General features: G+C 61.3%; 25 protein-coding genes and 1 other RNA gene. 13 read left to right on the top strand and 13 right to left on the bottom strand.

Features of this window, described 5'->3' with window-relative positions; translation table 11 throughout:
* Nucleotides 1-343: 343 nt before the first annotated feature.
* Complete coding sequence (gene uvrA / locus GEI7407_RS19140) at nucleotides 344-3373, top strand: excinuclease ABC subunit UvrA (RefSeq protein ID WP_015173869.1); 3030 nt, start codon at nucleotides 344-346, stop codon at nucleotides 3371-3373.
* Between the two features lie 6 nt (nucleotides 3374-3379).
* On the opposite strand, the gene GEI7407_RS19135 is transcribed toward uvrA, so the two are convergent.
* A complete protein-coding gene (locus GEI7407_RS19135) occupies nucleotides 3380-4237 on the bottom strand; it encodes a hypothetical protein (protein WP_015173868.1) in 858 nt (285 codons plus the stop codon).
* On the opposite strand from GEI7407_RS19135, the gene GEI7407_RS19130 reads away from it, so the two are divergent.
* From GEI7407_RS19130 to GEI7407_RS19120, 3 genes are read left to right on the top strand one after another with little or no spacing between them, the layout of a single operon-like run.
* Nucleotides 4236-5150: a hypothetical protein gene (locus GEI7407_RS19130; protein ID WP_041268539.1), complete on the top strand. Its 915-nt coding sequence runs from the start codon at nucleotides 4236-4238 to the stop codon at nucleotides 5148-5150. The two genes, GEI7407_RS19135 and GEI7407_RS19130, sit on opposite strands and share 2 nt — an antisense overlap.
* 26 nt (nucleotides 5151-5176) lie before the next feature.
* Complete coding sequence (locus GEI7407_RS19125) at nucleotides 5177-6646, top strand: NAD(P)/FAD-dependent oxidoreductase (protein ID WP_015173866.1); 1470 nt, start codon at nucleotides 5177-5179, stop codon at nucleotides 6644-6646.
* A 51-nt stretch (nucleotides 6647-6697) separates the two neighbouring features.
* Nucleotides 6698-7132 carry a thioesterase family protein gene (locus GEI7407_RS19120; RefSeq protein ID WP_015173865.1) on the top strand — a complete coding sequence of 145 codons (435 nt, stop codon included), beginning with the start codon at nucleotides 6698-6700 and terminating at the stop codon, nucleotides 7130-7132.
* Here the strand turns inward: GEI7407_RS19120 and GEI7407_RS21885 are convergent.
* Entirely contained in the window at nucleotides 7113-8360 is a 1248-nt protein-coding gene (locus GEI7407_RS21885; RefSeq protein WP_015173864.1) for an S-layer homology domain-containing protein, read from the bottom strand. The genes GEI7407_RS19120 and GEI7407_RS21885 overlap by 20 nt on opposite strands.
* A 208-nt stretch (nucleotides 8361-8568) precedes the next feature.
* On the opposite strand from GEI7407_RS21885, the gene GEI7407_RS19110 reads away from it, so the two are divergent.
* A complete protein-coding gene (locus GEI7407_RS19110; protein ID WP_015173863.1) occupies nucleotides 8569-9537 on the top strand; it encodes a DUF362 domain-containing protein in 969 nt (322 codons plus the stop codon).
* A 138-nt stretch (nucleotides 9538-9675) separates the two neighbouring features.
* On the opposite strand, the gene GEI7407_RS19105 is transcribed toward GEI7407_RS19110, so the two are convergent.
* The 3 genes from GEI7407_RS19105 to map form a co-directional block, all read right to left on the bottom strand.
* Nucleotides 9676-10320, bottom strand: a complete 645-nt coding sequence (locus GEI7407_RS19105) for a pentapeptide repeat-containing protein (protein ID WP_041268538.1) — start codon at nucleotides 10318-10320, stop codon at nucleotides 9676-9678.
* A 256-nt stretch (nucleotides 10321-10576) separates the two neighbouring features.
* Nucleotides 10577-10969: a transfer-messenger RNA gene (gene ssrA / locus GEI7407_RS20500) on the bottom strand.
* 81 nt (nucleotides 10970-11050) lie between these two features.
* Nucleotides 11051-11812: a type I methionyl aminopeptidase gene (map, locus tag GEI7407_RS19095; RefSeq protein WP_015173861.1), complete on the bottom strand. Its 762-nt coding sequence runs from the start codon at nucleotides 11810-11812 to the stop codon at nucleotides 11051-11053.
* A 202-nt stretch (nucleotides 11813-12014) separates the two neighbouring features.
* On the opposite strand from map, the gene nblS reads away from it, so the two are divergent.
* Nucleotides 12015-14030 (top strand): two-component system sensor histidine kinase NblS, encoded by a 2016-nt coding sequence (gene nblS / locus GEI7407_RS19090; RefSeq protein ID WP_015173860.1) that lies wholly within the window; start codon nucleotides 12015-12017, stop codon nucleotides 14028-14030.
* A 2-nt stretch (nucleotides 14031-14032) separates the two neighbouring features.
* On the opposite strand, the gene GEI7407_RS19085 is transcribed toward nblS, so the two are convergent.
* Nucleotides 14033-14386: a zinc ribbon domain-containing protein gene (locus GEI7407_RS19085; RefSeq protein ID WP_015173859.1), complete on the bottom strand. Its 354-nt coding sequence runs from the start codon at nucleotides 14384-14386 to the stop codon at nucleotides 14033-14035.
* A 322-nt stretch (nucleotides 14387-14708) separates the two neighbouring features.
* Between GEI7407_RS19085 and GEI7407_RS19080 the strand changes: the two genes are divergently transcribed.
* On the top strand, nucleotides 14709-17309 hold the full coding sequence (locus tag GEI7407_RS19080) for a GAF domain-containing protein (protein WP_015173858.1): 2601 nt from the start codon (nucleotides 14709-14711) through the stop codon (nucleotides 17307-17309).
* Nucleotides 17310-17507: 198 nt separating this feature from the next.
* Here GEI7407_RS19080 and psb30 read toward each other — a convergent pair whose 3' ends face one another.
* Entirely contained in the window at nucleotides 17508-17639 is a 132-nt protein-coding gene (gene psb30, locus GEI7407_RS19075) for a photosystem II reaction center protein Ycf12/Psb30 (protein WP_015173857.1), read from the bottom strand.
* A 484-nt stretch (nucleotides 17640-18123) separates the two neighbouring features.
* Between psb30 and GEI7407_RS19070 the strand changes: the two genes are divergently transcribed.
* The 3 genes from GEI7407_RS19070 (at nucleotide 18124) to GEI7407_RS19060 (ending at nucleotide 19384) form a co-directional block, all read left to right on the top strand.
* Complete coding sequence (locus GEI7407_RS19070; protein ID WP_015173856.1) at nucleotides 18124-18474, top strand: YkgJ family cysteine cluster protein; 351 nt, start codon at nucleotides 18124-18126, stop codon at nucleotides 18472-18474.
* Nucleotides 18475-18606: 132 nt separating this feature from the next.
* Entirely contained in the window at nucleotides 18607-19035 is a 429-nt protein-coding gene (locus GEI7407_RS19065; RefSeq protein ID WP_051030888.1) for a TMEM165/GDT1 family protein, read from the top strand.
* A 31-nt stretch (nucleotides 19036-19066) separates the two neighbouring features.
* Nucleotides 19067-19384 (top strand): TMEM165/GDT1 family protein, encoded by a 318-nt coding sequence (locus GEI7407_RS19060; protein WP_015173854.1) that lies wholly within the window; start codon nucleotides 19067-19069, stop codon nucleotides 19382-19384.
* A gap of 54 nt (nucleotides 19385-19438) precedes the next feature.
* Here GEI7407_RS19060 and GEI7407_RS19055 read toward each other — a convergent pair whose 3' ends face one another.
* Nucleotides 19439-19951 carry a hypothetical protein gene (locus GEI7407_RS19055; RefSeq protein ID WP_015173853.1) on the bottom strand — a complete coding sequence of 171 codons (513 nt, stop codon included), beginning with the start codon at nucleotides 19949-19951 and terminating at the stop codon, nucleotides 19439-19441.
* Between the two features lie 453 nt (nucleotides 19952-20404).
* Here GEI7407_RS19055 and GEI7407_RS19050 point away from each other — a divergent pair, with 453 nt between their 5' ends.
* From GEI7407_RS19050 to GEI7407_RS19040, 3 genes are all read left to right on the top strand, one after another.
* Nucleotides 20405-20989, top strand: coding sequence for a DUF2808 domain-containing protein (locus tag GEI7407_RS19050; RefSeq protein ID WP_015173852.1), 585 nt, complete (start codon nucleotides 20405-20407; stop codon nucleotides 20987-20989).
* Between the two features lie 3 nt (nucleotides 20990-20992).
* Nucleotides 20993-21904, top strand: a complete 912-nt coding sequence (locus GEI7407_RS19045) for a type II secretion system F family protein (protein WP_150109827.1) — start codon at nucleotides 20993-20995, stop codon at nucleotides 21902-21904.
* A 100-nt stretch (nucleotides 21905-22004) separates the two neighbouring features.
* A complete protein-coding gene (locus GEI7407_RS19040; RefSeq protein ID WP_190274160.1) occupies nucleotides 22005-22418 on the top strand; it encodes a helix-turn-helix transcriptional regulator in 414 nt (137 codons plus the stop codon).
* On the opposite strand, the gene panB is transcribed toward GEI7407_RS19040, so the two are convergent.
* The 5 genes from panB to nagA form a co-directional block, all read right to left on the bottom strand.
* Nucleotides 22339-23136: a 3-methyl-2-oxobutanoate hydroxymethyltransferase gene (panB, locus tag GEI7407_RS19035; RefSeq protein ID WP_015173849.1), complete on the bottom strand. Its 798-nt coding sequence runs from the start codon at nucleotides 23134-23136 to the stop codon at nucleotides 22339-22341. The genes GEI7407_RS19040 and panB overlap by 80 nt on opposite strands.
* An 82-nt stretch (nucleotides 23137-23218) precedes the next feature.
* A complete protein-coding gene (locus GEI7407_RS19800) occupies nucleotides 23219-23899 on the bottom strand; it encodes a ribosomal protein L7/L12 (RefSeq protein ID WP_015173848.1) in 681 nt (226 codons plus the stop codon).
* 12 nt (nucleotides 23900-23911) lie between these two features.
* A complete protein-coding gene (locus GEI7407_RS19025) occupies nucleotides 23912-24424 on the bottom strand; it encodes a hypothetical protein (protein WP_015173847.1) in 513 nt (170 codons plus the stop codon).
* A 43-nt stretch (nucleotides 24425-24467) separates the two neighbouring features.
* Nucleotides 24468-25157: a magnesium protoporphyrin IX methyltransferase gene (gene bchM / locus GEI7407_RS19020; protein WP_015173846.1), complete on the bottom strand. Its 690-nt coding sequence runs from the start codon at nucleotides 25155-25157 to the stop codon at nucleotides 24468-24470.
* A gap of 100 nt (nucleotides 25158-25257) precedes the next feature.
* On the bottom strand, nucleotides 25258-26538 hold the full coding sequence (gene nagA / locus GEI7407_RS19015; protein WP_015173845.1) for an N-acetylglucosamine-6-phosphate deacetylase: 1281 nt from the start codon (nucleotides 26536-26538) through the stop codon (nucleotides 25258-25260).
* Between the last annotated feature and the right edge of the window lie 56 nt (nucleotides 26539-26594).

Genomic DNA, 26594 nt, shown 5'->3' with positions numbered 1-26594 from the left:
AACCCTTGGTCCCACTCTAGAAGGAAATCTTTCATCGCTCTGAGTGGAACCTGACTACATTACAGCGTTTTTCAAACCATAAAATCCCGCGAAGATATACGGATTTTGGTATCGAGAAAGACCGAAAATCGGGTTTTGAGGCCGTATTTCCCGGCTTCGGCGCAACATCTCGATACAGTTTCTCAGAGGCGGCTGCCGACTTCCAGCACTGTGGAACTTGGAAGCAGGCGCTCTTGGGCGGATTTCCCTGGGCGATCGCGCGGGAGCGGCCAAGCGGCCCAAAGTGAAGCTTCCGAAACAGAGCGATAGAATTTTTAAGGACTCTCCCCTACTGTGCCGGTTCATGCCCAAGCCCGCCAAGTCAAAGGCCCCCCAAAAAACTGCCGATCGCAACGGTCGCTCAGCGGCAGCCTCTGCCCCAGACCGCAACCTGATTCGGGTCCGGGGCGCCAGACAGCACAATCTCAAAAATGTGGATCTGGAGCTGCCCCGCGATCGCCTGATTGTGTTTACGGGGGTTTCCGGTTCGGGCAAGTCTTCCCTGGCCTTTGACACGATTTTTGCCGAAGGGCAGCGGCGCTATGTCGAGTCTCTGAGCGCCTATGCGCGCCAGTTTCTCGGGCAGGTCGACAAGCCCGATGTCGACGCCATCGAAGGGCTGAGTCCAGCGATTTCCATCGACCAAAAGTCAACGTCTCATAACCCGCGCTCCACGGTGGGGACGGTGACCGAAATCTATGACTATCTGCGGCTGCTGTTTGGCCGGGCGGGGGAGCCCCACTGTCCCCACTGCGATCGCTCCATCGTGCCCCAGACCATCGATGAAATGTGCGATCGCGTCCAGGCCCTGCCCGATCGCACCCGCTTTCAGATCTTGGCCCCGGTGGTGCGCGGCAAAAAAGGCACCCACAAAAAGCTGCTGTCGAGCCTCGCTGCGGAGGGATTTGTCCGGGTGCGCGTGGATGGGGAGGTGCGCGATCTCAGCGACGCCATCGACCTCGACAAAAACCAGTTCCACGACATCGAAATCGTGGTCGATCGCCTGATCAAAAAAGACGATATCCAGGAGCGCCTATTTGACTCCTTGTCCACCTGTTTGCGGCGATCGGACGGCATTGCCGTGATCCACCTGCTCCAAGAGGAGCCAGCGGTGGTCGAGCTGCCGGGACGCCCTGGGGAAGACCCAGCCGCGGCCCCTCTGGCTGCCGAGGCGGGCGGCACCTATGCCCCCCTACCCAAGGAGCTGGTCTTTTCGGAAAACTTCGCCTGCCCGGAGCACGGCGCAGTGATGGAGGAGCTCTCGCCCCGGCTCTTTTCTTTTAACTCGCCCTACGGCGCCTGCCCCAACTGCCACGGTCTGGGCTCTCTGAAGCGGTTTTCGCCCGATCTGATCGTGCCGGACCCCAAGCTGCCGGTCTACGCGGCGATCGCCCCCTGGTCCGAGAAAGACAACACCTACTATTTCTCGCTGCTCTACAGCGTCGGCCAGGCCCTGGGCTTCGACATCCAGACGCCCTGGAACCAGCTCACCCCCGAGCAGCAGCACACCCTCCTCCACGGCACCGAGGAGCCCATCTGGATCGAAACCGACTCCCGCTACCGCGAAAAGAAGGGCTACGAGCGCCGCTACGAAGGCGTGATTCCCATCCTCCAGCGCCAGTACAGCGAGAGCACCTCGGAGATGTACAAGCAGAAGCTGGAGCAGTACCTGGTAGACCAGGCCTGCGAAGTGTGTCAGGGTCAGCGCCTGCGGCCGGAGTCCCTGGCCGTGCGCATGGGACAGTACCGCATTACCGAGCTGACCAGCGTCTCCATTCGCGAGTGCCTGACCCGGGTCAACCACCTGAACCTCACGCCCCGTCAGGCCCAGATCGGGGACTTGGTGCTGCGGGAAATCAAGGCGCGACTCCAGTTTTTGCTGGATGTGGGCCTGGACTATCTGACCCTGGACCGGACGGCCATGACGCTCTCTGGGGGCGAGGCCCAGCGAATCCGACTGGCCACCCAGATCGGCGCGGGCCTGACGGGGGTGCTCTATGTGCTGGATGAGCCGAGCATTGGTCTGCACCAGCGCGATAACGATCGCCTGCTGAGCACTCTGATCAAGCTGCGGGACCTGGGCAACACCCTGATCGTGGTGGAGCACGACGAAGACACCATCTGCGCCGCCGATCACCTGGTGGACATTGGGCCAGGGGCGGGGATTCACGGGGGCCGCATCGTGGCCCAGGGGGACTTGCAAGCCCTTAAGGACGCGCCGGACTCCCTGACGGGAGCCTATCTGTCGGGGCGACGGGCGATCGCCACGCCAGGAGAGCGCCGGGCTGGCAACGGGCGATCGCTCCTGCTCCAGAACGCCCACCGCAACAATCTGCGCCACATTGACGTGGAGATCCCCCTGGGTAAATTTGTCTGCGTGACGGGGGTATCGGGCTCTGGCAAATCCACGCTGATCAATGAGCTGCTGTACCCCTCTTTGCAGCACCACTTCGGCCACAAGACCCCTTTTCCCAAAGAGCTGGACGATGTGAAGGGTCTCAAGGCCTTGGACAAGGCCATCGTGATCGACCAGTCGCCCATTGGCCGCACGCCGCGATCGAACCCCGCGACCTACACGGGCGTGTTTGACGTGATCCGATCGCTGTTTGCAGAGACCGTCGAGGCCAAAGCCCGGGGCTACAAACCGGGGCAGTTTTCCTTCAATGTCAAGGGCGGGCGCTGCGAGGCCTGCGGCGGCCAGGGGGTGAACGTCATCGAAATGAATTTCCTGCCGGATGTGTATGTGCAGTGCGAGATTTGCAAGGGCGCGCGCTACAACCGGGAAACCCTCCAGGTGAAGTACAAGGGCAAGTCCATCGCCGATGTGCTGCAAATGACGGTGGAGGAAGCCCTGGAACTGTTCAAGAACATTCCCCAGGCGGCCAACCGCCTCCAAACTCTGGTGGATGTGGGCCTCGGCTATGTGCAGCTCGGCCAAACGGCCCCCACCCTGTCCGGGGGCGAGGCGCAGCGGGTGAAGCTGGCCACGGAGCTATCGCGCCGCGCCACCGGCAAAACGCTGTACCTGATTGATGAGCCGACGACGGGCCTGTCGTTTTATGACGTGCACAAGCTGCTGGACGTGGTGCAGCGCTTGGTGGACAAGGGAAATTCGGTGCTGATGATCGAGCACAATCTGGATGTGATTCGCTGCGCCGACTGGATCGTGGATCTGGGGCCAGAAGGGGGCGATCGCGGCGGCGAAATCATCGCCCAGGGGCCTCCGGAGGAGGTGGCAGCCAACCCGCGCTCCCACACGGGCCACTACCTCCAGCAGGTGCTCAAAAAACACCCGCCCCAGCCTGTGGAGGCGCTAGAGGAGGCGGCTTCCTAGTCTGGGTCAACGCAGCTCCAGAAACGGCTGGATCTGCTGAAGGGTCTGCTCAGCGATCGCGCGATCGAGAGACCCTTGGGGCGTGAGCATCAGCGTGGTGCCATTGTGCAGCCGGAGCGCGACTTTGTAGACAGGGCGGCGATCGCGACCCAGCGTACTCTCCTGAATGGCGAGGTGATCAATGGCGCTGAGGGCAAAGCGTTTTTGGGTTTGGAGGGCGCAGCGGTAGCGAATCAAACGCCCGCGATCGCGCCCTTTGTCGAGCACCAAAAGGGTGGTCGGTGCGCTCAGTAGCCCTGCCAAAGGGAGCCCCAACAATAAGCCGCCTAAAAGAACCCAAAACAGCGCGATCGCCATGGGCGCAGTCCGATCGGCGGCCCAAGTTTCTGTCAGGGACTGCCGCGCTGTCTGGCGGCTGAACCCGTTGATGGCATTGGCGCTGGCCCGCAGCCAAGCTGCCTGCTCGGGCTGGGTGACTGTCTTGACCCAGGTTTCGCCTGTTTGAGAAACCAAGACGAGCTCATAGGAAATGTCGTACTCGTAGGCAGAGGTGCCGGTACCGCTGTCAAAGTACTCGATTTCTTTTCGTTCCCTGACTTCGGCCCGCAAGGGGCCAGGGACCTTGACGCTGCGGCGCATGACAGGCAGCCAGCTTTGGCGCTCTACAGTGCAGCTAATCTGGGGCGTGCGATCGCAGCGCACCTGAGTGGGGCCTTCGGCGATCGCCATCAGCAGCATCACGCCCAGACCGACTGTTGCAGGGAGTCCTATCAGCCCTACAATCAGCCACAGACACCCGCGGCAGCCCCAGTGCGGCGCCTGCTTCAGGATCAGTTCCTGATCGGTGTGCTTGAGAATCCGCATGGTCGAAAGTTTCCCGAGAGGCTCTGGCCTGATCGTGCCCGAGCGACTGCGGTGGCTCGACAAAACAAACGCTATGGGAGACAAAGTTTTGCGAAGAGTGGGGCAGGCGATCGCCTCCAGTCCGGTGATTTTGGGGGCGATCGCCGTTGGCATTTACGGGATTGTTTGGCTGGGGCGCCAGATCGCTCCCCAGGGAATCGGGGCTCAGATCCTGGTGCTGACGGTGGCTGGCTTGGTGCTGGGCTTTTGGGGGGCGCTGATTGCTTGGCGCTTGGCCCTGTTTGATCGGCCTGCGGGGGGGCAGTGGGAGCCTGCGCAGTTAGCAGACTGGTCGCGTCTAGAGACGACCGCCTGGACCCAAGCAACAGCCCACCTAGAAGAGCTGGGGTTTCAGCGTGGCCAAGACTGGCGCTTGATTCCGGAGGTGGGGCCGACCGAGCCCCAAGCGATGCGGCTGTTTTATCATCCCGAGCACCAATGCTTTGCGCGGCTGGTGCAAGGGGTCCCTCGCCGGGGCCAGCCCTCGCCCTTGGTGAGCGAGGTGACCAGCTATCTGGCAGAGGGCTGGTGCCTGATCACCACGTCCCAGCCGCCGAGTCCGGCGATCGCCGCTCTCCAGGTCTCCCGGCAGCTGTGGTTTAGCGTGTCCGGCGCTGATGCGCCGCCAGTCCTGGCCGAGCACCTCGCGCGACGTCAGGAAATCTTGACCGGTTTGGGGCAGCCGATCGCGGGCGATCGCACCTTCACGGACTACCAAACGGCCTTGCTGGAGCGGGCTTGGCGCCAGCGCCAGATTGCTAAGCGCCTGAATACTCTGGGATCCTTCGGGCAGGCCGTGAAGTCAGTTTTTCAGCCTCAGCGCGCTTGGTGGAATGGCTATGCTGAGGCAATCCGAAAGCAATCTCCAGATTGAATCTGAGCCCCCAAAGGAGATCTGAGATGAACCAAACCCATTCTTCCAAGCATGCACTGGTCATCGGCGGCAGTATGGCGGGTCTGCTCACGGCCCGGGTGCTGGCGGACTTTTGCGATCGCGTGACGGTGATCGAGCGCGATTCCCTGCCCGAGAGCCCCAAGGCTCGTCCTGGCGTTCCCCAGTCTAGTCAGCTCCACCTCCTGCTCAATCGCGGGCGAGATATTCTCGAGCGCCTGTTCCCAGACCTAGAAGCGGCGATCGCCCAGCAAAACATTGCGCCCCTGTTTTGTACCCAGGATCTGGCCGTGTTGGGGCCTTCTGGCTGGCTGCCGGGGCGTCCGTCTGAGATCAAGAGCTACAGCTGTACGCGGCCGATGCTGGAATGGCTGGTGCGCCAGCAGCTCCAGCAGTGGAGCAACGTTCACATTGTGGATGAGTGCCAGGTCGAGGAGCTGTGCCTGGACGAAACGCGATCGCGGGTGAGCGGCGTGCGCCTGCGCTTTCAGAAAACGGTGCCCTCGGGGCCATGGACCGCGATCGCGGAAGGCAGCGACAAAGAGCGCTTTTGCGCGGCAGATTGGGTCGTGGATGCCAGTGGCCGCCGCTCCCTGGTGCCCCACTGGCTAGAGCAGCTAGGCTATCAGCCGCCCGCCGAGACCCGCGTGACCCCCTTCATCGGCTACGCCAGCTGCCAGTACCAGACGCCGCCAGCGTTTCAGGTGGCCCATCCGGGATTCTTGATCATGGCGGTGCCGCCCCACCAGCGTCGAGGCGGCTGTGCAATGCAGATCGAGGGCGAGCCCGGTGCGTCGGGCCAGCGCTGGCTGGTCACGCTGACCGGGACCGGCAAAGACTATCCGCCGACCGAGGAAGGTCGACTGCTGGAGTTTGCTCGCAGCCTGCGATCGCCGGTTCTCTACGATCTGATGCGCCAAGGGGAGCGGGTCACCCCGATCACCAGCTATCGGCGAATGGAAAATCTCCGCCGCCACTACGAATCCCTCAAAGCGTTTCCTCAGGGGCTGCTCGTGACGGGGGATTCGGCGTGCGCCTTCAATCCTATCTATGGTCAGGGCATGAGCGTAGCGGCCCTCGATGCCGTGCTGCTGCAGCGCTGCTTCGCGGAGGCTCAGCGCACCGGTCGCTGGGACCGCCTGGGCGATCGCTTTCGACGGCAGCTCGCCCAGGAGATCGCCGTGCCCTGGATGCTGGCAACCGGGGAAGACTCCCGCTGGGCCACCACCCAAGGCGCTCAGGTCAGCCCCATCACCCGCTGGTCCCAGCGCTATCTCGATGAGGTGTGGAGCGCCGCCGTGGGCAATCCTGAAATTACGCTGCGCCTGTTTTCGGTGCTGCACATGTGGGCTCCGCCAACGGATTTGTTTCATCCCCGAGTGATGGGGCCGGTGCTGCGGCACGTCCTGCGGGGGCTCGTGCGCCGTCCTGACTCGGAGGCGATCGCCCCGCCGTCTCTCAACTCTCTGGGGCACTAGGGAAAAACGGGCGATCGCCCGTGGGGTCCGCAGCTGGGGCAAAATAAAGCCATGCAACCTTTTTCTACTCAGCTGCGGGTTCGTCACTACGAGCTCGATACCCTTGGCCACGTCAACAATGCGGTGTACCAGCACTATCTAGAGCACGCCGCGATCGCCCATCTCGAGCATCACGGCTTTACCCTGGAGCGCTACCGCGAATACGGCGGCTTTTTTGTCATGCGGCGCATCGCCCTGGAGTACCTGCGGCCCGCCCTAGCCGGCGACACCCTGGAGGTGACCACCTGGATTCAGGATATGGGCCGCTCTCGCAGCACCCGCTGCTACGAAATCCGGCGCCTCGGCCAGCCCGATCTGCTGGTCACAGCGGAAGCGCTGTGGGTGTGGGTCGACGCCCAGACTGCGCGCCCCCGACCGATTCCCGACGTGTTTTTGCAGCTGTTTGAGCAGCTGTGCCACGCCCACGCTAGCGAGGCGAAGGGCTAGGAGAGGTTGTTGCCGCAGGCGAAGGGCTAGGAGAAGTTGTTGCCGCAGGGGAAGGGCTAGGAGACGCTGCCGAAGGCGATCGCTCCACCCGGTACTGCGACGGCAGCTCCTCCGCCTGGCGGGTTGCCACCAGCCCCTGGTAGATCATGGCCGCCACATCGGCGCGAGTGGCGGGTTCACGCGGATTCAAGAGGCTTGGGTTTGGATAGCTGACCACCAGATCGGACTGCGTTGCGCCCGCGACCTTGAGGGTTGCGTAGTTGGGGATGCTAGCCGCGTCCTGATAGATTTCCAAGGTATCTCCCGCCGTCTGGGGCAGGGGCAGTCCCAGACCGGTCATCAGCGCCACGAGCACCTCCGCCCGAGAAACGGGCGACTCCGGCCGGAAAACATTGCCGGGATAGCCTTTCATGAAGCCCATGCGGGTGGCGCTGTCGATGGCGCTCACGCCCCAAAAGTCCTGGGGCACATCTCCGTAGTTGATCGGGGTGGCCTGGCGATCGCTCGCAAAAGCCTTTTGCAGCTGCGCCGCAAACTCAGCCCGCGTGACCGGCTGGTTGGGCCGAAAAGACCCGTCTGGGAAGCCGCTGACAATGTCGCGCTGCTCCAGAGCCGCGATGAAGGGAACGGCCCAGTAGGTCCGGCTCACATCCGAAAAATTGTTAGACCCGATGGTCGCGGGAGCAGTGGCGATGCTGGGCGAAGGCGAGGCTGCCGGGCTGGGAGGAGTCGGGGCTGGCACCGGAGCCGGGGCAACGGCGCTGGTCTCAGGCGAGGGCTGGGCAGGACTGGGGGCGGGGGCGCTCTGGGGCGATCGCTCACCGCGCAGCAGCGGCACCAGCAGCGCTGTCAGCTCTGGATGTCCCTGCGATCGCTGAACCGGCTGTTCTGTGGTCACTCCAGGCGTTTTTGGGTCCGCCGACCGCTGGAGGCGGGACGCCGGAGAGGGATTTGCCTCGATGGCTTCGCCCTCAGCAGGCAGGGCAGCAGATGAGTCATCAGCTTCAGCGCCTGCCTCTGGAGCCGGAGCCAGTTCGGCCGAGGGGCTCGGGGATTCTGTAGAGACGGCTCCCTCCCCAAGCGAAAGCCAATTGAAGTCGCTGCTGCGGGTCAAGCCCCAGGCCAAAATCGCGCCCAACACGCCAAACGCCACGATGATGGCAATCAGTTCATCGAAGTCTACGGGGGGCTTCCGACGGGATTGCGGATCTGGAGAAGCGTTGGTCATCGCGATCGCCTCGTACCTTTGGTCTTCAGATTACCGTACCTTTCGAGAGGGCGATCGCCCCAAATCCAAAATCAATCTACAGAAAGATAAAGGCTCCCGGGCCTCTTCCCTGGGCCTGAGAACCCCAAAACCCACGCTAGGCCTCCCGCGCTGCGATCGCCTGCCTACAACCTGCCTACAATGGGAAAAAACTCGCCAAAACGACTGTATGACCGCCATTCCTGTCAGCCTCCTTCGTGCCGAGTCCTACGAGCCCGATGCTCTCCGCGCGTCCCTCGAAGCCCTGCTAGCGCCCCTGGGCGGCATGGGAGCCATTGTCAAACCGGGCGATCGCGTGCTGCTCAAGCCCAACCTGCTCACCGGCGCCCGCCCCACCAAGGAATGTGTCACCCGCCCCGAAGTGGTGGCCTGCGTTGCCCAAATGGTCCGTGAGGCCGGCGGGGAGCCCTTCCTGGGCGACAGTCCCGCCTTTGGCAGCGCTCGGGGCGTCGCCGAAGCCAACGGCTACAAGCCCCTGCTCGAATCCCTCAACCTGCCCGTCGTGGAGTTTCACGGCAAGCGCTACGAAGTCGTCAACGAGTCCTTCAATCACCTGCGGCTGTGCAAAGAAGCCATGGAAGCCGACGTGGTGATCAACTTGCCCAAGGTCAAGTCCCACGCCCAGCTGACCCTGACCCTTGGCGTCAAAAACCTATTTGGCTGCGTTCCCGGCAAAATGAAAGCCTGGTGGCACATGGAAGCCGGTAAAGACCGCGATCGCTTTGGTGAAATGCTGGTGGAAACCGCCCGGGCGATCGCCCCGGACCTCACGATCGCCGACGGCATCCTGGGCCACGAAGGCAACGGACCCAGCGGCGGTGAGCCTCGTCAGATCAGCGTCCTGGCCGCCTCCCAAAATGTCTTCGCCCTCGATCGCGCCATGGTCGACATTCTCAGCGTCGACCCCCAGAGCGTGCCCACCATTGCCGCCTCCCAGCGCTTGGGTCTGTGCCCCGATCCAGCAGATCTCACCTTCCCCCTGCAAACTCCCGCCGAGCTGCAGCTCCCAGACTGGCGCCTGCCCAGCCGCTTGATTCCCATCGACTTTGGGCTGCCCCGGGTTATGAAGTCCAGCTTCAAGCACCTCTACATTCGCTGGCTCAAGGAGCCCCTGCGGGCCTACGCCAACCGCTCCTAGGGCAAATGCCAGCGCGGGGTCAGATTGTCAAAGTCGACACAGCACAAGGGCGATCGCCCGCGCTACCGTGACCTCACCCTCCGAATAGTTTTGCGATCGCCCCCTGTGGGCGATTTTTTGTTGCTCGTCTCGAGCGTACTAGAGGTGAATGGTGCCGTCCGGCATCACGGCCCGCCGCAAATCAACCCCTTGCAAATCAACCCCTTGCAAGTTGGCGCCCATCAGATTTGCCCCTGTGAAGTCCGTTGCGCTCAGGGTCGTGCGGTAGAGATTTGCGCGCACCAGCACCGCCCCACTAAAGTCAGCGCCGCTGAGGTCAGCCCCGCTGAGAATTGCCCCGATCAGGTCCGTGTGCGTTAGCCAGCTGCGCCGCAGGTTGGCGTTGTAGAGATTAGCGCCGTGGAGGTCCGCCTTGCGCAGCCGCGCATTGCACAGATTCGCGTTATTCAGATTCGCCAGCTTGAGCAACGCTCCGTCCAAGACCGCGCCATTGAGGTCTGCATCGCTAAAATCGGCGCCGCTCAGGGTGGCATTGGTCAGCACGGCCTCCGCCAGATTTGCCTGACCCAGGTTGGCCATGCTCAGATCGACGCGGCTCAAGTTGGCCCCGCGCAGGTTGGCCCCGCGCAGATTGGCTCCCACCAGGTTGGCCCCCGCCAGATCCACCCCCTGCAAGTTTGCATCGACCAGGTCGACTTTGCTCAGGTAGGCTGCGTGCAAGTCCAAACGGCTAAAATCCCGCTCGCCCATGACGTAGCGCTTTAGCAATTCATCAATGGTCATTGTGTTCATGCCCTAACCCTGCTTTAGTCGCCAAAGGAACCGGAAGTACAAGCGCAAGCCTGTTTTGGTGGAAGTGAAAGGCTGTGAGGACAAGATCGCATTCCTCTACCAACCAATAACTTTGTTGAAGTCCTGCGGTCCGGAGAAATAGAAAGGCTTCTTGCACACAAAATCGAGCAAGGGGCAAAAATCGCAAAAAAATAAGGGGCCGCCGATGGCGCACCCCACAAACCAGAACATCTTGAATTTCAAGGACCAATGGAGCCGACGGGAGTCGAACCCGTGTCCGCGATGGCTATTGACCTCTCGCTCCTTCACAGGCTTAGCCTCTCTGACCCTCGAGGCGGGAACCGCCAATTATCCCTGGCGACAGGATTCCCTAGTAAAGTCTTAGCCAACTAGCAGACTAGAGGCCGCTAGCGGGAGCATCCGTTGGGGTTAAATCTGTCGTCCTTAACGGAGTCAAACGCCAGATGCTCGAACCTGTTAGAGGTTTTTGTTAGGCAACAGCTGCTGCCTTAACACGAGCGAAAGGAACGATGTTGTTCGCAGTTACTTTTTTTTGAGCCCGGTATTTGCGAGAGAAGACTCACTCTCGGCCTGTATCACAATACGGATTTCACCAACACGTCGAAACCGTTACGGCCCCGCGTACCCCTATTATAGTCGGCATTTTGAGAGAGTGTGTCTGCGATCGCCCCGGGACTTTCAGACGGCGATCGCCCGCTCCCTAGCGCCGCAGCGTCAAAATCTCGTAGCCGTCCTCCGTCACCGCGATGGTGTGCTCAAACTGAGCCGACAGCTTGCGATCGAGGGTGACCGCCGTCCACTCGTCCTCCAGCACCTCGACTTCCCAGGTGCCTTCATTGATCATCGGCTCGATCGTAAAGACCATGCCCGGTCTCAGGCGGCGCCCCTTGCCCCGCGTCCCGTAGTGGGGCACCTGCGGCTCCGTATGAAAAATGCGGTTGATGCCGTGACCCACGAAATCCCGGACCACCGAGAAGCCTTCTGCCTCGGCATACTCCTGGATCGCCGCCCCAATATCGCCGATCCGAGCGTCCGGCTTGACCGCCTCGATGCCCCGGCGCAGGCACTCCTCGGTCACGTCCACCAGCTTTTTGGCGACGGGGGAGGGGGTCCCCACAAAGAATGTCCGGGACGCGTCGCCGTAGTAGCCATCGAGGATCGGCGTCACGTCCACGTTGATGATGTCACCGTCCTGCAAGACCTGCTGCTTGCTAGGGATGCCGTGGCACACCACCTCGTTGATGCTGGTGCAAATTGACTTGGGAAAGCCGTGGTAGCCCAGCGGCGCACTGACCGCGCCGTGAGCCTTGGTCCAGCGCTCCGCCTCGTCGTTGATTTCGAGCGTCGTCACGCCGGGTTGGATCATTGGCGCGAGGTGATCGAGCAGCTCCGCCGCGAGACTGCCCGCCGCCCGCATTTTTTCCAGCTCTCGCTTGGACAACAAAACAATTGGTTCGCCCATGTCAATTTTTCCAGTACCGATCCCTTATGGTGCCATTTCTTCAGACTGCTTGGTTGGCGACGATTTGACCAGGGCGATCGCCCGGAGACACCCCGAATCTTGGGTGCCCCGTGGCCAACGTGCCACAATAAGGGGAATGTAAAACCCAAGCGACACCGGATTTTAATCCCTCGTTTGTTTTTGCGTAGGTCGTAGGTTTGCTTTGCTGACTCTCTTTAAGACCCTCAAAGACATCATTGCCCGCTGGTGGTCAGAGTTTACCCTTCAGACCAAGCTCATGGCGGCTGCCACCCTGGTGGTTTCCCTCATCATGAGTGGCTTGACGTTTTGGGCCGTCAACACCATCCAGCAGGACGCGCGCCTGAGCGATACCCGCTTTGGCCGCGACTTGGGGCTGCTGCTGGCCGCGAACGTGGCTCCGCTGGTGGCGGATGACCAGCTCACCGAGGTAGCGCGATTTTCCCATCGCTTCTACAGCAGCACCACGAGCATTCGCTACATGCTCTATGCCGATCAAGATGGCGAAATCTTTTTGGGGATTCCGTTTTCGGAATCTGAGGTCCAAAACTCCCTGACGATCCAGCGCCGCATCCAGCTGCCAGAAAACTACACCACCAAGTGGGAAGAGCCCCTGGTCCGCCAGCACCTGACGCCCGATGGCGAGGTGGCGGATGTGTTTGTGCCGCTGATCCACGAGGGGAAATATTTGGGCGTGGTGGCCTTGGGCATCAACCCCAATCCGACGGTGGTCACGTCGTCCCACTTGACGCGAGATGTGACCATTGCGGTGTTTGTCTCGATTTGGGTGATGGTGATTTTGGGCGCGGTGTTTAACGCCCTGACGATCACTAAGCCGATCAAAGAGCTCCTGGTCGGCGTAAAAAATATCGCGGCGGGCAATTTCAAGCAGCGAGTCGATTTGCCCCTGGGGGGCGAGCTGGGGGAGCTGATCTACAGCTTCAATGAGATGGCGGAGCGCCTAGAGCGCTACGAGGAGCAAAACATCGAGGAGCTGACGGCGGAGAAGGCGAAGCTGGAAACTCTGGTCTCGACGATCGCTGATGGAGCAGTGCTGCTGGACCCCAATCTGCGCGTGATTTTGGTCAACCCCAATGCCAGCCGCATGTTTGGCTGGGATGCCCAGGCGATCGCCGGCGAAAATGTCCTCTACCACTTGCCCCAGGCCCTCAAGGCAGAGCTGACCCGGCCCTTGTATCAGCTGGCCCAGGGCGATCGCGAAGGGGCTGAGTTTCGGGTGACCCTGACGGAGCCCACCAGCCGCACGGTGCGGGTGCTGCTGACCACGGTCCTCGACCAGTACCGCGAAAACGTCAAAAGCGTGGCGATGACCATTCAGGACATCACCCGCGAGGTCGAGCTCAACGAGGCGAAGAGCCAGTTTATCAGCAACGTCTCCCACGAGCTGCGCACGCCGCTGTTTAACATCAAGTCCTTTATCGAGACGCTCCACGAGTTTGGCGATGACCTGACCGAGGAGGAGCGCTGCGAGTTTCTGGAGACGGCCAACCGCGAAACCGATCGCCTAACCCGCCTGGTGAACGATGTCCTCGACCTGTCGCGCCTGGAGTCGGCGAAGCGCTATCACTTCGAGCCGGTGGACATCAGTCAGCCCATCGAGCAGACCCTGCGCACCTACCAGCTCAACGCCCGCGACAAGGGGATCGAGCTGCTGCAAGAGATTGAGCCGAATCTGCCAGCGGTCTATGGCAACTATGACCTGCTGTTGCAGGTGTTTGCCAATCTGGTGGGCAACGCGCTGAAGTTTACGAAGTCGGGGGGCAAGGTGGCGATCCGCGCCTACTGGCTGGACATGCAGGTGCGGCCGGATCACCTCAATTTGGGCCATGTGCGCATCGAGGTGTCCGATACGGGCATTGGCATCGATCTGGAAGACCAGACGGCGATTTTTGACCGCTTTTTCCGGGTGGAGAACCGCGTCCACACCCTGGAAGGAACGGGCCTGGGCCTGTCGATCGTGCGCAACATCATGGAGAAGCACCACACCCTGATGCACCTGGTCAGCGAGGTGGGCGTGGGGACGACATTCTGGTTTGATCTGTCGGCCTACGACGACAGCCTGCTGCTCGATCGCGCCCCGGCCTGCGATCTGCCGTCGGCGGTGGAAGAGGGCCGGATCCAGGCGGATGTAGACACGATCGAGACGGCGGTGAATGATTCGCTGCCGGCGAACCGCTGAGGCTAGGGCAGCAAGGCGATCGCGACGCTAATCAAGGCGATCGCCATCACAATGGCCCAGATGCCATAGCGGCGCAGCCAGCGCTGGAGCCTGACGCCGAGGGGAGCGGGGGGCAGGACGTCCTGGACGAGGGGCTCAGCAACGTCGTGATAGAGCGTGCAGGTTTGAGCGTGGGGCCGCTGGGGAAAGTTGCAGGTGTCGTCGGCGTCGTAGGTGCAGGTGGCGCACAGCGAGGCGGCGTCGGTGGCTCGGTGGAGCGTGATGCCGGGATGACCGTGGGCCTTGAGGGTGAGGCCGCAGTGGGGACAGTGAATGGCCTGACGGCTAACGGACTGATGGCAGCGGGGACAGTGCATGGTCCTGGGGGCGTAACGGTAGTCAGCAGCGCGGCTTCCCAAACGAGTATGGTATTTAATAGCAAGGGAAGGTTTACCAGAATTGACAGATTTTAATCAGGGCGAAATCTTGGTTTACCAAGGTTCGCAACCCGACGCATTCTTCCCCTGCTGATAGTGATTGGCTCTGGTAGATCTTGGCTCGAATGGCGAGTGTGGGCGATCGCAGGGGTATTTCCCGTCGACGAAGGGAGATGCCGGTTGACCTCACCCTAGCGTTCCTCAGAGCGCGATCGCCACGGTTGCTTGCGGTTTTCGTTGGCTCTTGGGTTTTCCTATCTCCATGACCTCCTCTTTCTCGGGTAACATGCTGGCCACGCTGTCCCTGGCCAACCGCCAAGGCAATCTGACGGATCGGGTCCGAGACTTGCCCGTGGCGCAGTTCGTGGCGTTGCTAGAGCAGATTACCCGCGAGTTTGAGCATTTTCTGCGGGCGATCGATCTGATCAACAACGAAGCCCTAGAAGTCATGCTCGAGGAGATTCTAGAGGCCTTCACGCTGAAAATTGGCCAGATTCTCCAAGCTGATCGCACCACCATTTTCTTGGCCGATCACGAGAAGGAGCAGCTCTGGGCCAAGCTGGCCCAAGGGGAAGGCGAGAAACCCCTCGAAATCCGGATCCCCATTGATGCGGGCATTGCGGGCCACGTGGCGACCAGCGGCGAGGGGCTCAACATCCCCGACGCCTACGCCCACCCGCTGTTTAACCCAGAGGTCGATCGCCAGACCGGCTACCGCACCCGCAATATTCTCTGCATGCCGATCTTTAGCAAGCAGGGCCAGGTGGTGGCCGTGGTGCAGCTGCTCAACAAGCTGACGGATTTGCCCTTTGACGCCCAGGATGAGCAGCTTTTTCGGGAATTTGCCCTGTCAATCGGCATCATTCTGGAGAGCTGCAACACGTTCTACATCGCGGCGCGCAACCAAAAAGGGGTAGCGGCGCTGCTGAAGGCGACGTCCTGCCTGGCCCAGAGCCTTGATCTGGAAAGGACGCTGCGGGCGGTGATGAATGAGGCGCGCCTGCTGATGCAGGCGGACCGCAGCACCCTGTTTCTGCTCGATCGCGATCGCCACGAACTGTGGTCCAAGGTCGCCAAAGCCGACGGCCAGGAATCCATCGAGATCCGCATTCCCGCCGATCGCGGCATTGCGGGCTATGTGGCCTCCACGGGCCAAACTTTGAATATTCCAAACGCCTACGAAGATCCCCGCTTTGACCCGACCACCGATCGCCGCACCGGCTACAAAACCCGCAGCCTGCTGTGCATGCCGGTGTTTAACTCGGAAGGCGACCTGATCGGCGTCACCCAGCTCATTAACAAGCAGCAGGGCAGCTTCACCAGCTCCGATGAGGAGTTTATGCGGGCTTTCAATATCCAGGCGGGCATCGCCCTGGAAAATGCCCAGCTTTTCGAGAGCGTCTTGCAGGAGAAGCAGTACCAAAAAGACATTTTGCAGAGCCTCTCGGATGCGGTGATCTCCACCGACTTGCAGGGGCGCATTGTCACGATCAACGGGGCGGCGCTGGAGCTGCTGGGCTGTCCGGTGCGCCAGGGCTCCCGCTCGGCAGAACATCTCTGGGAGCGCCAGCTGGTGGGCCGCCTCGTGTGGGAGGTGGTGCCCATCGAGAATCTGCAAATGCGCCTGATGGACAGCCTGACCTGCGGCGCGCGGCACTATGTGCCGGAGCAGGGGCTGACGGTGGGGCTCTACACGCTGGAGGAACCGCCCCAGGAAGACAACGGGCGATCGCCCGGGGCTGAGCAGGACGAGGGAATGGTGATCTTGGCGATACGCGATCGCGCCCATCCCGATCGCTTCTTGAGCTGGAACCTGCCGCCCCTCGATAAACCCTACGAAATCCACGGCTACACCATGCCGCCGACCCTGCCCCAGGACGAAGTGCGGGAAATCGAGCGCAGCATCAACTTAACGGTGAATCCCCTGACGGACCCCGATGGCGGGGTGCGAGGCGGCCTGATCGTCCTCGAGGACATCAGCCAAGAAAAGCGCATGAAAACCACGATGTACCGCTACATGACGCCGGGAGTCGCCGAGCGGGTCATGGCCCTCGGGGACGACGCCCTGATGGTCGGAGAGCGGCGGGATGTGACCATCCTGTTCTCGGATATTCGCGGCTACACCACCCTGACGGAGAACCTGGAAGCGGACAAGGTGGTGTCCCTGCTCAACCAGTATTTCGAGACCATGGTGGAGGCGGTGTTCAACCACGAGGGCACCCTCGACAAGTTCATCGGGGATGCCTTGATGGCGGTCTTTGGGGCGCCGCTGCCGTTGGAAAACCACGCGCTGATGAGCGTGCTGGCGGCCCTAGACATGCGGCGACGTCTTGAGGAATTTAATCGGGGACGGCTCGATCAGCCCCAAATTCGCATCGGGATCGGCATTAGCTCGGGGGAGGTGGTTTCGGGCAACATCGGCTCCCAAAAACGTATGGACTACACGGTGATCGGGGACGGGGTGAACCTGAGCTCGCGCCTCGAAAGCGTCACGAAGGAGTACGGCTGCGACATTATTTTGAGCGAGTTTACCTATCGCCTGTGCCGCGATCGCATTTGGGTGCGCGAACTCGACAAAATCCGCGTCAAGGGCAAGCAAGAGGCGGTGAGCATCTACGAACTGATCGGCGATCGCCAGCAGCCCCTCGACAGCCCGTTTCACGAACTGCTGGCGCTCTACAATGCGGGCCGCTCCGCCTACCAAAACCGAGACTTCCAGGCGGCGATCGCGCAATTTGAGCAGGTTTTGCAGCGACGGCCTGACGATCGCGCTGCCGCCATTCACCTCGAGCGCGCCCACGCCTACCTCCTGTCGCCGCCCCCGGCCTCCTGGGACGGCGTCCACACCATGACCCAGAAATAGCGCCGCCTCATTCCCACAAAAAAACCCGACAGATGCCGGGTTTCGTTGCAATTCTGGAATTTCAGCAAGTTCACCAACTCCCTCTTATAGCGAAGTAGAGAGCGGGTTTTGGTGTCTGGTTGGTGACGGTACAACTGGCAACAAGGCTCGACGGTTTCGTTTCAAACCCTCAGGCCAGTCTAGAAGGGATGACGGCCCTTAGAGGTTGCCGCCGCGAGCCGCCAGCAAGAAGATCACGACCGGCCCAGAGATCATGATGAGACCGACCAACGAAACTTGAATCAAGGCTTCCCAATTGACGCCACCAGCAAAGCTAGTCAGAAAGTCCATGTCTCCTCCCAAGTCAATCAAACAAAGTCACAATTAAAACGCAAGATATTCAGCTGCCCGTGCTTGATCATACCGGGCGATCGCGGAATTTTTTTAAGGAAATTTACAAAACGCTAAAAACTAATGTAAACGAGCTGCGCTCTTTCGCAAAGATTCTTCAAATTCTGCGGCTGAGCGCATGTTTTTGGTCACTTCTCTGGCCCTTTTTTCGGCCTTTGGATTTGCCCATTGCCGCAAACATTGAGCAACTTTTCGGCAAAAAACTCCCGGGCGATCGCCCTTTCTATCCCCGAATTCTACGGCCTTTTGGCATCGCCGAATCCCCGAAGGTTCGGGGAGTTGCCCCTGTCTGCGGACGCAAAATTGCGATAGGGTAGCGAGGCGATCGCCGCCAGCGTCCCCAGCCTGTTGCAGAGCTGTCCTGGCCCAGCGCGATCGCGGTTTCTCGGCCACCTTTGCAATATCCAGGACACAATCAACCACCATGGCAACTTGGCAATGCGTCAAACAATGTGGGGCTTGTTGCCATCTTGACCCCGCTGATCGACCGGACCTCGGCGAATATCTCTCCTCAGAGGAGCTAATGCTGTACCTCAGCATGGTGGGGGAAGATGGCTGGTGCATCAACTTTGACCACAATACGCGGCAGTGCCAGATTTATGACGATCGGCCCCGCTTTTGCCGCGTGCAGCCCGACATTTTCCAGGATATGTACGGCATCGAAGCCGACGAGGTCAACGACTTTGCCATTGACTGCTGCCGCCAGCAGATCGAAGGAGTCTACGGCGATCGCAGCCTCGAAATGCTTCGCTTTGACCGCGAAATTGGTCTTTGACGCGCTGCTGTTCCAGAGCCCCAGAGAGAAACCATCGGCGATCGCCCCGTCTGGGAAATCTCCCCTTGTCATTCCCCTATCCGGCCATTAATAATGAAATGAAAATGAAAAGCTTTTAGCCAACCATTGCCTGTGACTTCCTCTGCACGCCCGTCCGAATCCCTGGCCGCTGAATCCTGGTCGGCGCCTAACGCAGCAGTGACCCTTGCTCCTGAAGAGGCGATCGCGCCAGCAGCGCCCCAAGATAGCGCCAAATCGACTGATTCATCCCAGATGCGGCAGAGTTTGCAGGTGTTTGGCTCCACCTTCGTCACCATTTTCTTGGCGGAGATTGGCGACAAAACCCAGCTCACAACCCTGCTGATGAGCGCCGAGTCCCAGGCTCCCTGGATTGTGTTTGCGGGGGCGTCTCTGGCGCTGATTTCTACCAGCTTGGCGGGGGTGCTGCTGGGGCGCTGGCTGGCCTCCCGCGTGTCGCCGCGCGCCCTAGAAACGGCGGCGGGCTGCATCCTGCTGTCGTTGGCGGTGTGGCTGGTGTTCGATATTGTGACCGCTGCCTAGATTGATTGCGCTGACTCCGGAGAATTTTGCTATGGACTGGCAACTGCTGGGACTGAGCTTTGCGACGGTCTTTATTTCTGAGCTGGGAGACAAAAGCCAGCTGGCGGCGATCGCCCTGGGCGGGAGCACGAAGTCTCCGAAGGCCGTGTTCTTTGGGGCGGCGGCGGCGCTGCTGGTGGCCAGCTTCCTGGGGGTGCTGGTGGGCGGCGGGACCGGATACCTGCTGCCGACTCGGGTGGTGAAGGCGATCGCGGCCGCTGGCTTTGCGATCATGGCCCTGCGCCTGCTATGGCCACAAAAAGAAGCCCCTGATGCATCAGAAACGATGTCCCAAGGGCCCCGAAATTAGTAACAAGCACTCAAACAAACACGAAACTTGGAGAACCGCGAGCGTGCCTAGGGTCTAGACCAGGGAGCTGTCGCCAAAGCGCTGGAAGCAGCCATTGAGCAAAAGGCCGATGCCGGTCAGCTTGCAGATTTCCAGTAGCCAGTAGCTCTGGTGCATGCTGTTCATGGCGGCGGGGGCGCTAAAGGTCTCAAACAGGTTGAGCTGGAGGCCCATGGCCGACATGGTCGGCGTCAGCGCGTAGGTGTACATCAGCGGCACGATCAGCAGCGCGACGCCCAGGGCGATCGCCCAGCGCAGATACCGGCGGCTGAGGTGGCTCATGTCTTGGAGCAGGGTCAACAACCCCGTCAGCACCACAGCAGCGCACAGCAGCTCAATGCGGTTAAAAATGCCGAAAATCAAGTTACCCGCGATCGCAAATCCGGGCTCGGTCATCATGCCCGACCAGTACAGCCCCGGCATGATCAGCAGGTCCACCAGCAAACTACCGCTCAGCCAAAAACCAAGGGTGAACAAAATCAGGGTTTGCCAGTTCGGGCGGTGGAGGTCAAATCGCACAGTAGCCATTGGACATTGCCCAGTGAGGTGAGTGGCGAGAGACCGCTAAGAGAGTGATTACTCACTGCTGCCTAGGAGCTTCGGGGCGTTTTAGAACTGCTGGATTTCAGTCAAATCGTGCAGCTCAAGCCCTTGAAGATGAAAGCTCAAATCGGCCTAGAATCTCTCAGAAACTGAACCGCTTAAAATAGAAGTGAGCGAAAAAATGCTCGGAAATTGAAGGGAATAGTGCAAATCTGCGGTTCGTTTTCAGACTATCACTTTGCCTTCTCAGGGCGGGGTTCATTTAATAGAAGTTCATTTCTTGGGACAGGACATTAGACTGCTCGAAGGCTTGTGTAAAGAAGCGCGATCTTTGAGTTGCAATGCATGAATAAATATCTAGAAAAATTGCAATGATTCTCAGAAGAAAGGCATCTACTCAACGCGAATAGCCGGATGCTCGAAGGAGGCGAAATTCCGATGCTGCGACCCAACAAACAACAACGGTGGAGCTGGGCGATCGCCCTGGGTTTGGGGCTGGGGAGCACGGTGGTTCCGGGGGCGCTGGCGGTGCGGCTGCGCGACGGCAAGGTTCACTTTGTGCAGCCCCCGAGCTTGGTGAGCGCCACGACCACCCGCAACGAGGCCAGCGCCTGGAGCGCAACCTACTATTTCACGGTGGCGGTGCCCGAAAACGCCGATGAGCCCCTCGGCCAGCTGATGCTGGAGCAGCGGGAGGGAGTAGATACGCTGCGCTATCGCCTGGGAGAAACCTTTGCCTATGAGGGGGGCGATCGCCAGCGCCTGATTGCGGTGGGCGAGGTGACCCAGGATCTTTCCCAACGCCGGGTGACGGTGACCTTTGACCCGCCGGTGGAGCCTGGACGGACGGTGACCCTGGGGCTGCGGCCGGTGCGAAACCCCCGCTATGACGGCGTGTATCTGTTTGGCGTGACGGCGGTCCCGGCGGGGGACAATCCCCAGAGCCAATTTCTCGGCTATGGACGGCTACACTTCTATGGGGGCAGCGACCTGTATCTTTGGCGGGGATATCCCTGGTACTAGAGCGTGCAAATCTTAGTGGGCGATCGCCCTGGTGTCATTGCCAGTTTGGAACAGATGGGGTCGCTGCTTGCTTCGGGGTGCACCCTGGCTCAGGCGTTGGCGATGTCCAGCGCCAAGGGAAAGCGCGACTGGCAAACCTATTGCCGAGAGGTGGCGGCGCGCCTCCGGCAGGGCCAAGACTTGACCGACGCGATGGCGGGCCATCCGCGCACCCGCCGCTACTGGACGCCGTGGGCGCTCGCCCTGCTGGCGGCGGCTGAGGCCAGCGGCACCCTCCCCGAATTTTTCCCAGTGCTGGCGGCGGATGCGGAGCAGGAGCGCCGCCAGCGCCGCCGTCAGCGGGAGATGGGGCGCTCCCTTGGGCTGATGTGGCTGTCGCTGCTGGGGGCGATCGCCTTGGCCATCGGAGGCCTGTCAGCGGCGGTGCGGCTGGACCTGTGGTTCTTGGCGCTGGCGGGGTCGCTGCTGGTGTGGGGGATGGCGACGGGGCAGGTCTCGTGGCACCCGCGCGGGCCTACGGATCGAGAAACGGTGGAGCAGCTGGCGGCCTTGGCGATCCCGCTGCAAGCGGGCCTATCGGTGGTGGCTTCCCTCGATCTGCTCAGCCGCTACACGCCGCCCGCCCTGCGCCGACCCTGGCGGCTCGCCCAGAGCCAGGTGCAGCTGGGTTTGCCCCTGAGTCAGGCGATCGCCCTGCCTGCTGTTGCGCGCCAGATCCTGATCAGCGGCGAAGAAACGGGAGATCTGGCTCCGGCCCTGGAACACATTCGTCAGTACGTGCGCGAACAGGCCGAGCAGCGATCGCGCCAGCTCCAGATCTATTTGCGTTTGGGAAATATGGTCGTCCTGGGCTTGCTCGTGGCGATCGCCGCTGTGCAGCTTTTGCGCACGCTGATCGGTCTGCTGGGCACCTAGGCGACCGACCGGGCTCAGCATCGGGCCGAGAGTGTGTCACAGTGGGAAACGCGCAAACCGTGAGGGCTTACAAGGATCGGGCAGGATGCAAGAGGGTGTAGTGGAACTGATTCGAACGCTGATGCACGCTCAGCAGCTCAGCGTGCGCAAGGTCTCAGCCCGGATCGCCGAGGTGCACGGAGGCAGCGATTTTGGCTATACCCAGCAGATCAGCCGCATCCTCAATGACCCGGACTACGACCCCAGCTTTGCCACCGTGCAAAAAATTCTCTCAGCCCTCAACCTGTCGGTTTGGGAAATCCCGCGCTCCGATGCCAGCCTCAAAACCCTCGAAGCGCAGGTCAGCCAGCTGACCCAGGACGTGGGCCACATGCGGGCGCAGCTGGCGGCCCTGGAAGGGGCGATCGCCGCTTTGGCCGCCCAGCAAGGCTCCCTCAGCGCCCCGAGTCCGCCCTCTCTGGGGGAAACTGGCGAGTCCGTACCTCCTGGGCGTACTGAGCGATCGCCTGAGTAATGGTTTGGCGCAGGTTGGCGTATACCCGGGCAAAGGGCGGCTGGCGATCGCTTAGCCCCAGCAAATCCGCCGTCACCAGCACCTGGCCATCGCAGTGGGGACCGGCACCGATGCCAATGGTCGGAATGCTGAGGGTTTCGGTAATTCGGCGGCCCAGCTCGGCTGGAATGTGCTCTAGCACCACCGCAAAGGCCCCTGCCTGCTCCAGGGCGATCGCCTCCTGCAAAACCTTTTCGCCCCCATCGTCGGTCTTGCCCTGCTGGCGGTAGCCCAGCTGGTGCACGGACTGCGGCGTCAGCCCCACGTGCCCCAGCACTGGAATGCCCACCTGGACCAGTCGAGCGACCGTCTCGGCGATCGCCGGATAGCCGCCCTCCACCTTCACCGCCTCCGCGCCCGACTCCTTGAGGACTCGACCCGCCGAGTGGATCGCCTGGGACAAGCTCTCCTGGTAGCTCAGAAACGGCAAATCACACACCACCAGCGCCTGTTTGACCCCCCGGCGCACCGCCTTGGCGTGGTGCAGCATCTCCTCCAGCGTGATGGGCAGCGTCGTCGAGTAGCCCAGCGCCACCATGGCCAGAGAATCCCCCACCAGCACCAAATCCACCCCGGACTCGTCCATCAGATTGGCAAACGCGTAGTCCCAGGCCGTCGCCGCCACGATGGGCTGGGACTGCTGTTTACGCTGCATCAATTGTCGAACGGTGACCGCCATAGATTTTGAGGAGATAGGCCTTTGTCAGAATATCAAAACCCGCTCCAGCTCCGGGGGACGGCGATCGCCCCCTGCGCCGCAGCTAGCGCGATCGCAGCTGCACTGTCGCTCCCACGGCGCTCAGGCGCTGCTGCCACTGGCGGGCCACTGCCTGCTCCACATTGCTGCCGATCACGCTAGGGACTTGATCGGTCATGTCCTTGGTCGCTGCGAGGCTCAGGCCCGTCATCTCGCGCAACACCTTGATCAAGGGAATTTTTTGGTTAGGCGGGAAGTCCAGCAGCACCACATCCACGCGATCGCCCCCAGCCAGCACGGCTGCGGGCTCGGCTGCGGCCATCACCGGGGGCTCCTCCAGCCCAATCACGGGAAACTGATAGACAATTCCCCCGTCCTCCATCACATCAAAGGTGACGCCAAATTCGCGCGATCGCGCATCCAAAAAAGCCTTAGCCTCTTCCCCCGGCAGCTCCGCCTCCATGGCAAAGTTCAGCACCGTTACCCGGCCATGGTGCTGGCGCACCAGCCGATAAAACGCATCCTGAACCTGCTTCAGTCTGGCCTTGCGACGGTCGCTGTAGAGGCCCCACACGATCCAGCCGCCCCACGCCGTCACCGGAATCCCCATGGCCAAACAGCCCCAAGCCCCATCTCGGTCGTCTTGGGTCGCCTCGCGATCGGGCAAAACCACCGCTGGCACCAGCAGCAGCAAAAATCCAAACGTCAACAAAAACCCCGCCGCAGTTTTGCGAAGAAATCTCACGGGGCCTCCTGCCTACTGGCTATTTGGAAAAAGGTAGGACGGACTGTCGTTGGGAGAGGCTGTCGGAGAGGCTGGATCGGCTGAAGGCGCGTCGGAAGCTGCTTCAGGCTTAGCGACTGGCAGCCGCTGACCATTGAGTTCCTGGGCTTTACTCACCAAAAAGTCATTGGCCCAAAAGGCTGAGCACCGGGCTTCTTGGGCCAGGCCCCGCACGCTGATTTTTCCCCCTTGGCTGGCCAACAGGGTTTGGAAAGCCGCCTGTAAGCGATCGCGCTGAGCCTGGACCTGCTGGCGGCGCTGGGTGTAGAGCAGCCACGCCCCCGCCCCCGTACTCGGGATGCCCAGAAGCCAAAACGGCAGAGACACCCGCGCCCCGATCAGAGCACTGTCTGTTCGCGTAATCGGTTTGCCCCCCTTCTCGAGGGGTAGGGTCACATACCAAATTAGGGCCATCAGCCCAAACAAAAGGCTCAAGCCCCCTCCCACGAGAAGTCCTGTCGTGACGATCGTCTTGCGGCGGCTCATCGTCTCTGTGATTGCTGGGGTAAAGATTGCAACGATTTTATCGCTAGGCGCGAGTTGCCTCCAGCATACAAGAGAAGTAAAAGCGAGTGCTGACTTGGTTGCGTCGCTTCACTTCCCAGCCCAGGCTTTTGAGGGTTTTGACCACTTCCGCTTCGCTGTGCAGGTAGGCGCGAGTGGCCTTGCTGGGGCCTCGGAATAGATTCCCGATCTGCTTGAGGGCGCTGTAAAAGAGGTTCTTGGGCGCAAAGCTGACCACCAAGCGCGACTCAGCCAGAGAGCTCAGGTGGGCAATCATTTGCGCCGCTTGCTCCTGGGGATAGTGAATGATCACGTCCAGGCACACGACCGTGTGGTACTTGCCGCTGAGGTTCTCGAGGTCCTTCACCTCGAAGGTGATGCTGTTAGAAGCGCCCAGCTCTGCCTGAGCGCGCTCTTTGGCTTCGCCCACCATTTTCTCGGAAATGTCGGTGGCGTAGACCTTGGCACCCGCCGCGCCTAGGGGAATGCTGAGACTGCCAACGCCGCAGCCCGCATCGCAAACGGTGAGCCCTTCCAGACCGCCGTCGGCTTTGAGCCAGCCTAGCAGCGTGTCAACGGTTTCCTGGTGGCCGGTGCGAATGTCGAGCTGGACTTTGTTGATGTCGTCGGTTTGGCCGTAGATCCGCCGCCAGCGATCGAAGCCAACGGCATTAAAGTATTCGCGGACAACGGTTTTGTCGTCGGTTGCGTTCATATCGGGGTTTGTGGTGGATGGGCCAAAAAAAGCATCATGAACGCTAAATACTATGCCCCGAGGAGGGTCGGGGGGGCAAGGGCGCGGCGCGGTCGGGGATTTAGGGGCGCGGCAGCAGACGCTGCCAGGTGAGCTCCTGGGTGGTGCTGTCGAGTTTCCAGCGCAGCAGGCTGGCGGATTTGTCGAGATAGGGGTTGTAGGCGCGGCTGCCTTTGCCCGAGGGGGTGCTGGCGGGGCGCAGGGCGCGGCGCGGCGCGGTGGTGGCTAGGGCGATCGCCTCCCCCGGGGAGCAGACTCCCCAGCGCACCAGGTTTTTCACCCCTTCCAGGAGGGGCAAGGTGGTGCCAGCGAGGGTGCCGTCGTCGAGGCGAGCGGTCCCGTGGGTAACGGTGATTTGGCGGCTGTCCCAGGGATAGGTGCCGTCGGGGAGCCCCAGGGGAGCGAGGGCATCGCTAACTAGGAACAGGCCGTCTTCGATGGACTGACCGCTGAGGTTGCCGCGACTGAGGCGGACCAAGAGGTCGACCATGGCGGGCGTGATGTGCTGACCATCGGCGATCAGGCCGCAGTGAATGCCCGATCGCAGCAGCGCTGCGCCCAGCAGGCCCGGTTCTCGGTGGTGCAGGCTGGGCATGGCGTTGAAGGCGTGGGTCACCATGGACGCGCCTTGCTCAAAGGCGGCGTTGGCTTCCTGGGCGGTAGCTTGGGAGTGGCCGAGGCTGACGACGATGCCCTGGGCGCGCAGGTAGGGAATGACGGTGTGGGTGGGGTCCAGCTCGGGGGCGAGGGTCATCACGCGCACCAGAGAGCTGTGGGGACCGAGGACTGCTTGGACAGTGTCGAGGGTGAGGGGCTGCAGGTGCTCCTGGGGATGGGCTCCCCGCTTGGCGGGATGCAGAAACGGCCCTTCGAGGTGGACGCCCAGAATCCGGGCGCTGCGGCTGGGCTGGGGGCGATCGCGAAAAGCAGCGATCGCATCGAGAGACCGGCGAATTTTTTCCCCTGACGTCGTCACAATCGTCGGCAAAAAGCCATCAAGACCCTGCTGCCACAGAAACTGGCAAATCTCAGAAAGCCGATCAAAATCGCGCTCCGTGACATCCGGAAAAGCCAATCCCAGCGCGCCATTGATCTGCCCGTCGACGCCGCCGAGGGACACCCAGTCCCCTGCAATATCCAGAATCTTGAGGGAGTCTGGCGGCAGGCGCTTCAGGGCCTGGTTCATGGGCTGGATGGTCTGGATCATCCCGCTGGGATCGATCCAAATTTGGTGAAATCCTTCATATCCCGGTACGCGGGCATTGGTGACGAGGTACGTGGGCGCGGTGGTCTTGACAGAGTTAGGCGTCACACGGTTTGTCTGGGAAGATGATTGGGGCATGCGCGTCGCGTCGGGGTCGTCCCGTCCAAAGCAAGACTAGTGTATGCAAATTTGCG

The sequence above is a fragment of the Geitlerinema sp. PCC 7407 genome (assembly GCF_000317045.1).
Lineage (GTDB): Bacteria > Cyanobacteriota > Cyanobacteriia > PCC-7407 > PCC-7407 > PCC-7407.
This window is presented reverse-complemented; position numbering and strand designations above follow the sequence as displayed.

Coding starts and splice junctions, on each gene's coding strand:
- uvrA (WP_015173869.1), top strand. CDS start 344: ATGCCCAAGCCCGCCAAGTCAAAGGCCCCCCAAAAAACTGCCGATCGC.
- GEI7407_RS19130 (WP_041268539.1), top strand. CDS start 4,236: ATGGTCGAAAGTTTCCCGAGAGGCTCTGGCCTGATCGTGCCCGAGCGA.
- GEI7407_RS19135 (WP_015173868.1), bottom strand. CDS start 4,237: ATGCGGATTCTCAAGCACACCGATCAGGAACTGATCCTGAAGCAGGCG.
- GEI7407_RS19125 (WP_015173866.1), top strand. CDS start 5,177: ATGAACCAAACCCATTCTTCCAAGCATGCACTGGTCATCGGCGGCAGT.
- GEI7407_RS19120 (WP_015173865.1), top strand. CDS start 6,698: ATGCAACCTTTTTCTACTCAGCTGCGGGTTCGTCACTACGAGCTCGAT.
- GEI7407_RS21885 (WP_015173864.1), bottom strand. CDS start 8,360: ATGACCAACGCTTCTCCAGATCCGCAATCCCGTCGGAAGCCCCCCGTA.
- GEI7407_RS19110 (WP_015173863.1), top strand. CDS start 8,569: ATGACCGCCATTCCTGTCAGCCTCCTTCGTGCCGAGTCCTACGAGCCC.
- GEI7407_RS19105 (WP_041268538.1), bottom strand. CDS start 10,320: ATGACCATTGATGAATTGCTAAAGCGCTACGTCATGGGCGAGCGGGAT.
- map (WP_015173861.1), bottom strand. CDS start 11,812: ATGGGCGAACCAATTGTTTTGTTGTCCAAGCGAGAGCTGGAAAAAATG.
- GEI7407_RS19085 (WP_015173859.1), bottom strand. CDS start 14,386: ATGCACTGTCCCCGCTGCCATCAGTCCGTTAGCCGTCAGGCCATTCAC.
- GEI7407_RS19080 (WP_015173858.1), top strand. CDS start 14,709: ATGACCTCCTCTTTCTCGGGTAACATGCTGGCCACGCTGTCCCTGGCC.
- psb30 (WP_015173857.1), bottom strand. CDS start 17,639: ATGGACTTTCTGACTAGCTTTGCTGGTGGCGTCAATTGGGAAGCCTTG.
- GEI7407_RS19070 (WP_015173856.1), top strand. CDS start 18,124: ATGGCAACTTGGCAATGCGTCAAACAATGTGGGGCTTGTTGCCATCTT.
- GEI7407_RS19060 (WP_015173854.1), top strand. CDS start 19,067: ATGGACTGGCAACTGCTGGGACTGAGCTTTGCGACGGTCTTTATTTCT.
- GEI7407_RS19055 (WP_015173853.1), bottom strand. CDS start 19,951: ATGGCTACTGTGCGATTTGACCTCCACCGCCCGAACTGGCAAACCCTG.
- GEI7407_RS19050 (WP_015173852.1), top strand. CDS start 20,405: ATGCTGCGACCCAACAAACAACAACGGTGGAGCTGGGCGATCGCCCTG.
- panB (WP_015173849.1), bottom strand. CDS start 23,136: ATGGCGGTCACCGTTCGACAATTGATGCAGCGTAAACAGCAGTCCCAG.
- GEI7407_RS19025 (WP_015173847.1), bottom strand. CDS start 24,424: ATGAGCCGCCGCAAGACGATCGTCACGACAGGACTTCTCGTGGGAGGG.
- bchM (WP_015173846.1), bottom strand. CDS start 25,157: ATGAACGCAACCGACGACAAAACCGTTGTCCGCGAATACTTTAATGCC.
- nagA (WP_015173845.1), bottom strand. CDS start 26,538: ATGCCCCAATCATCTTCCCAGACAAACCGTGTGACGCCTAACTCTGTC.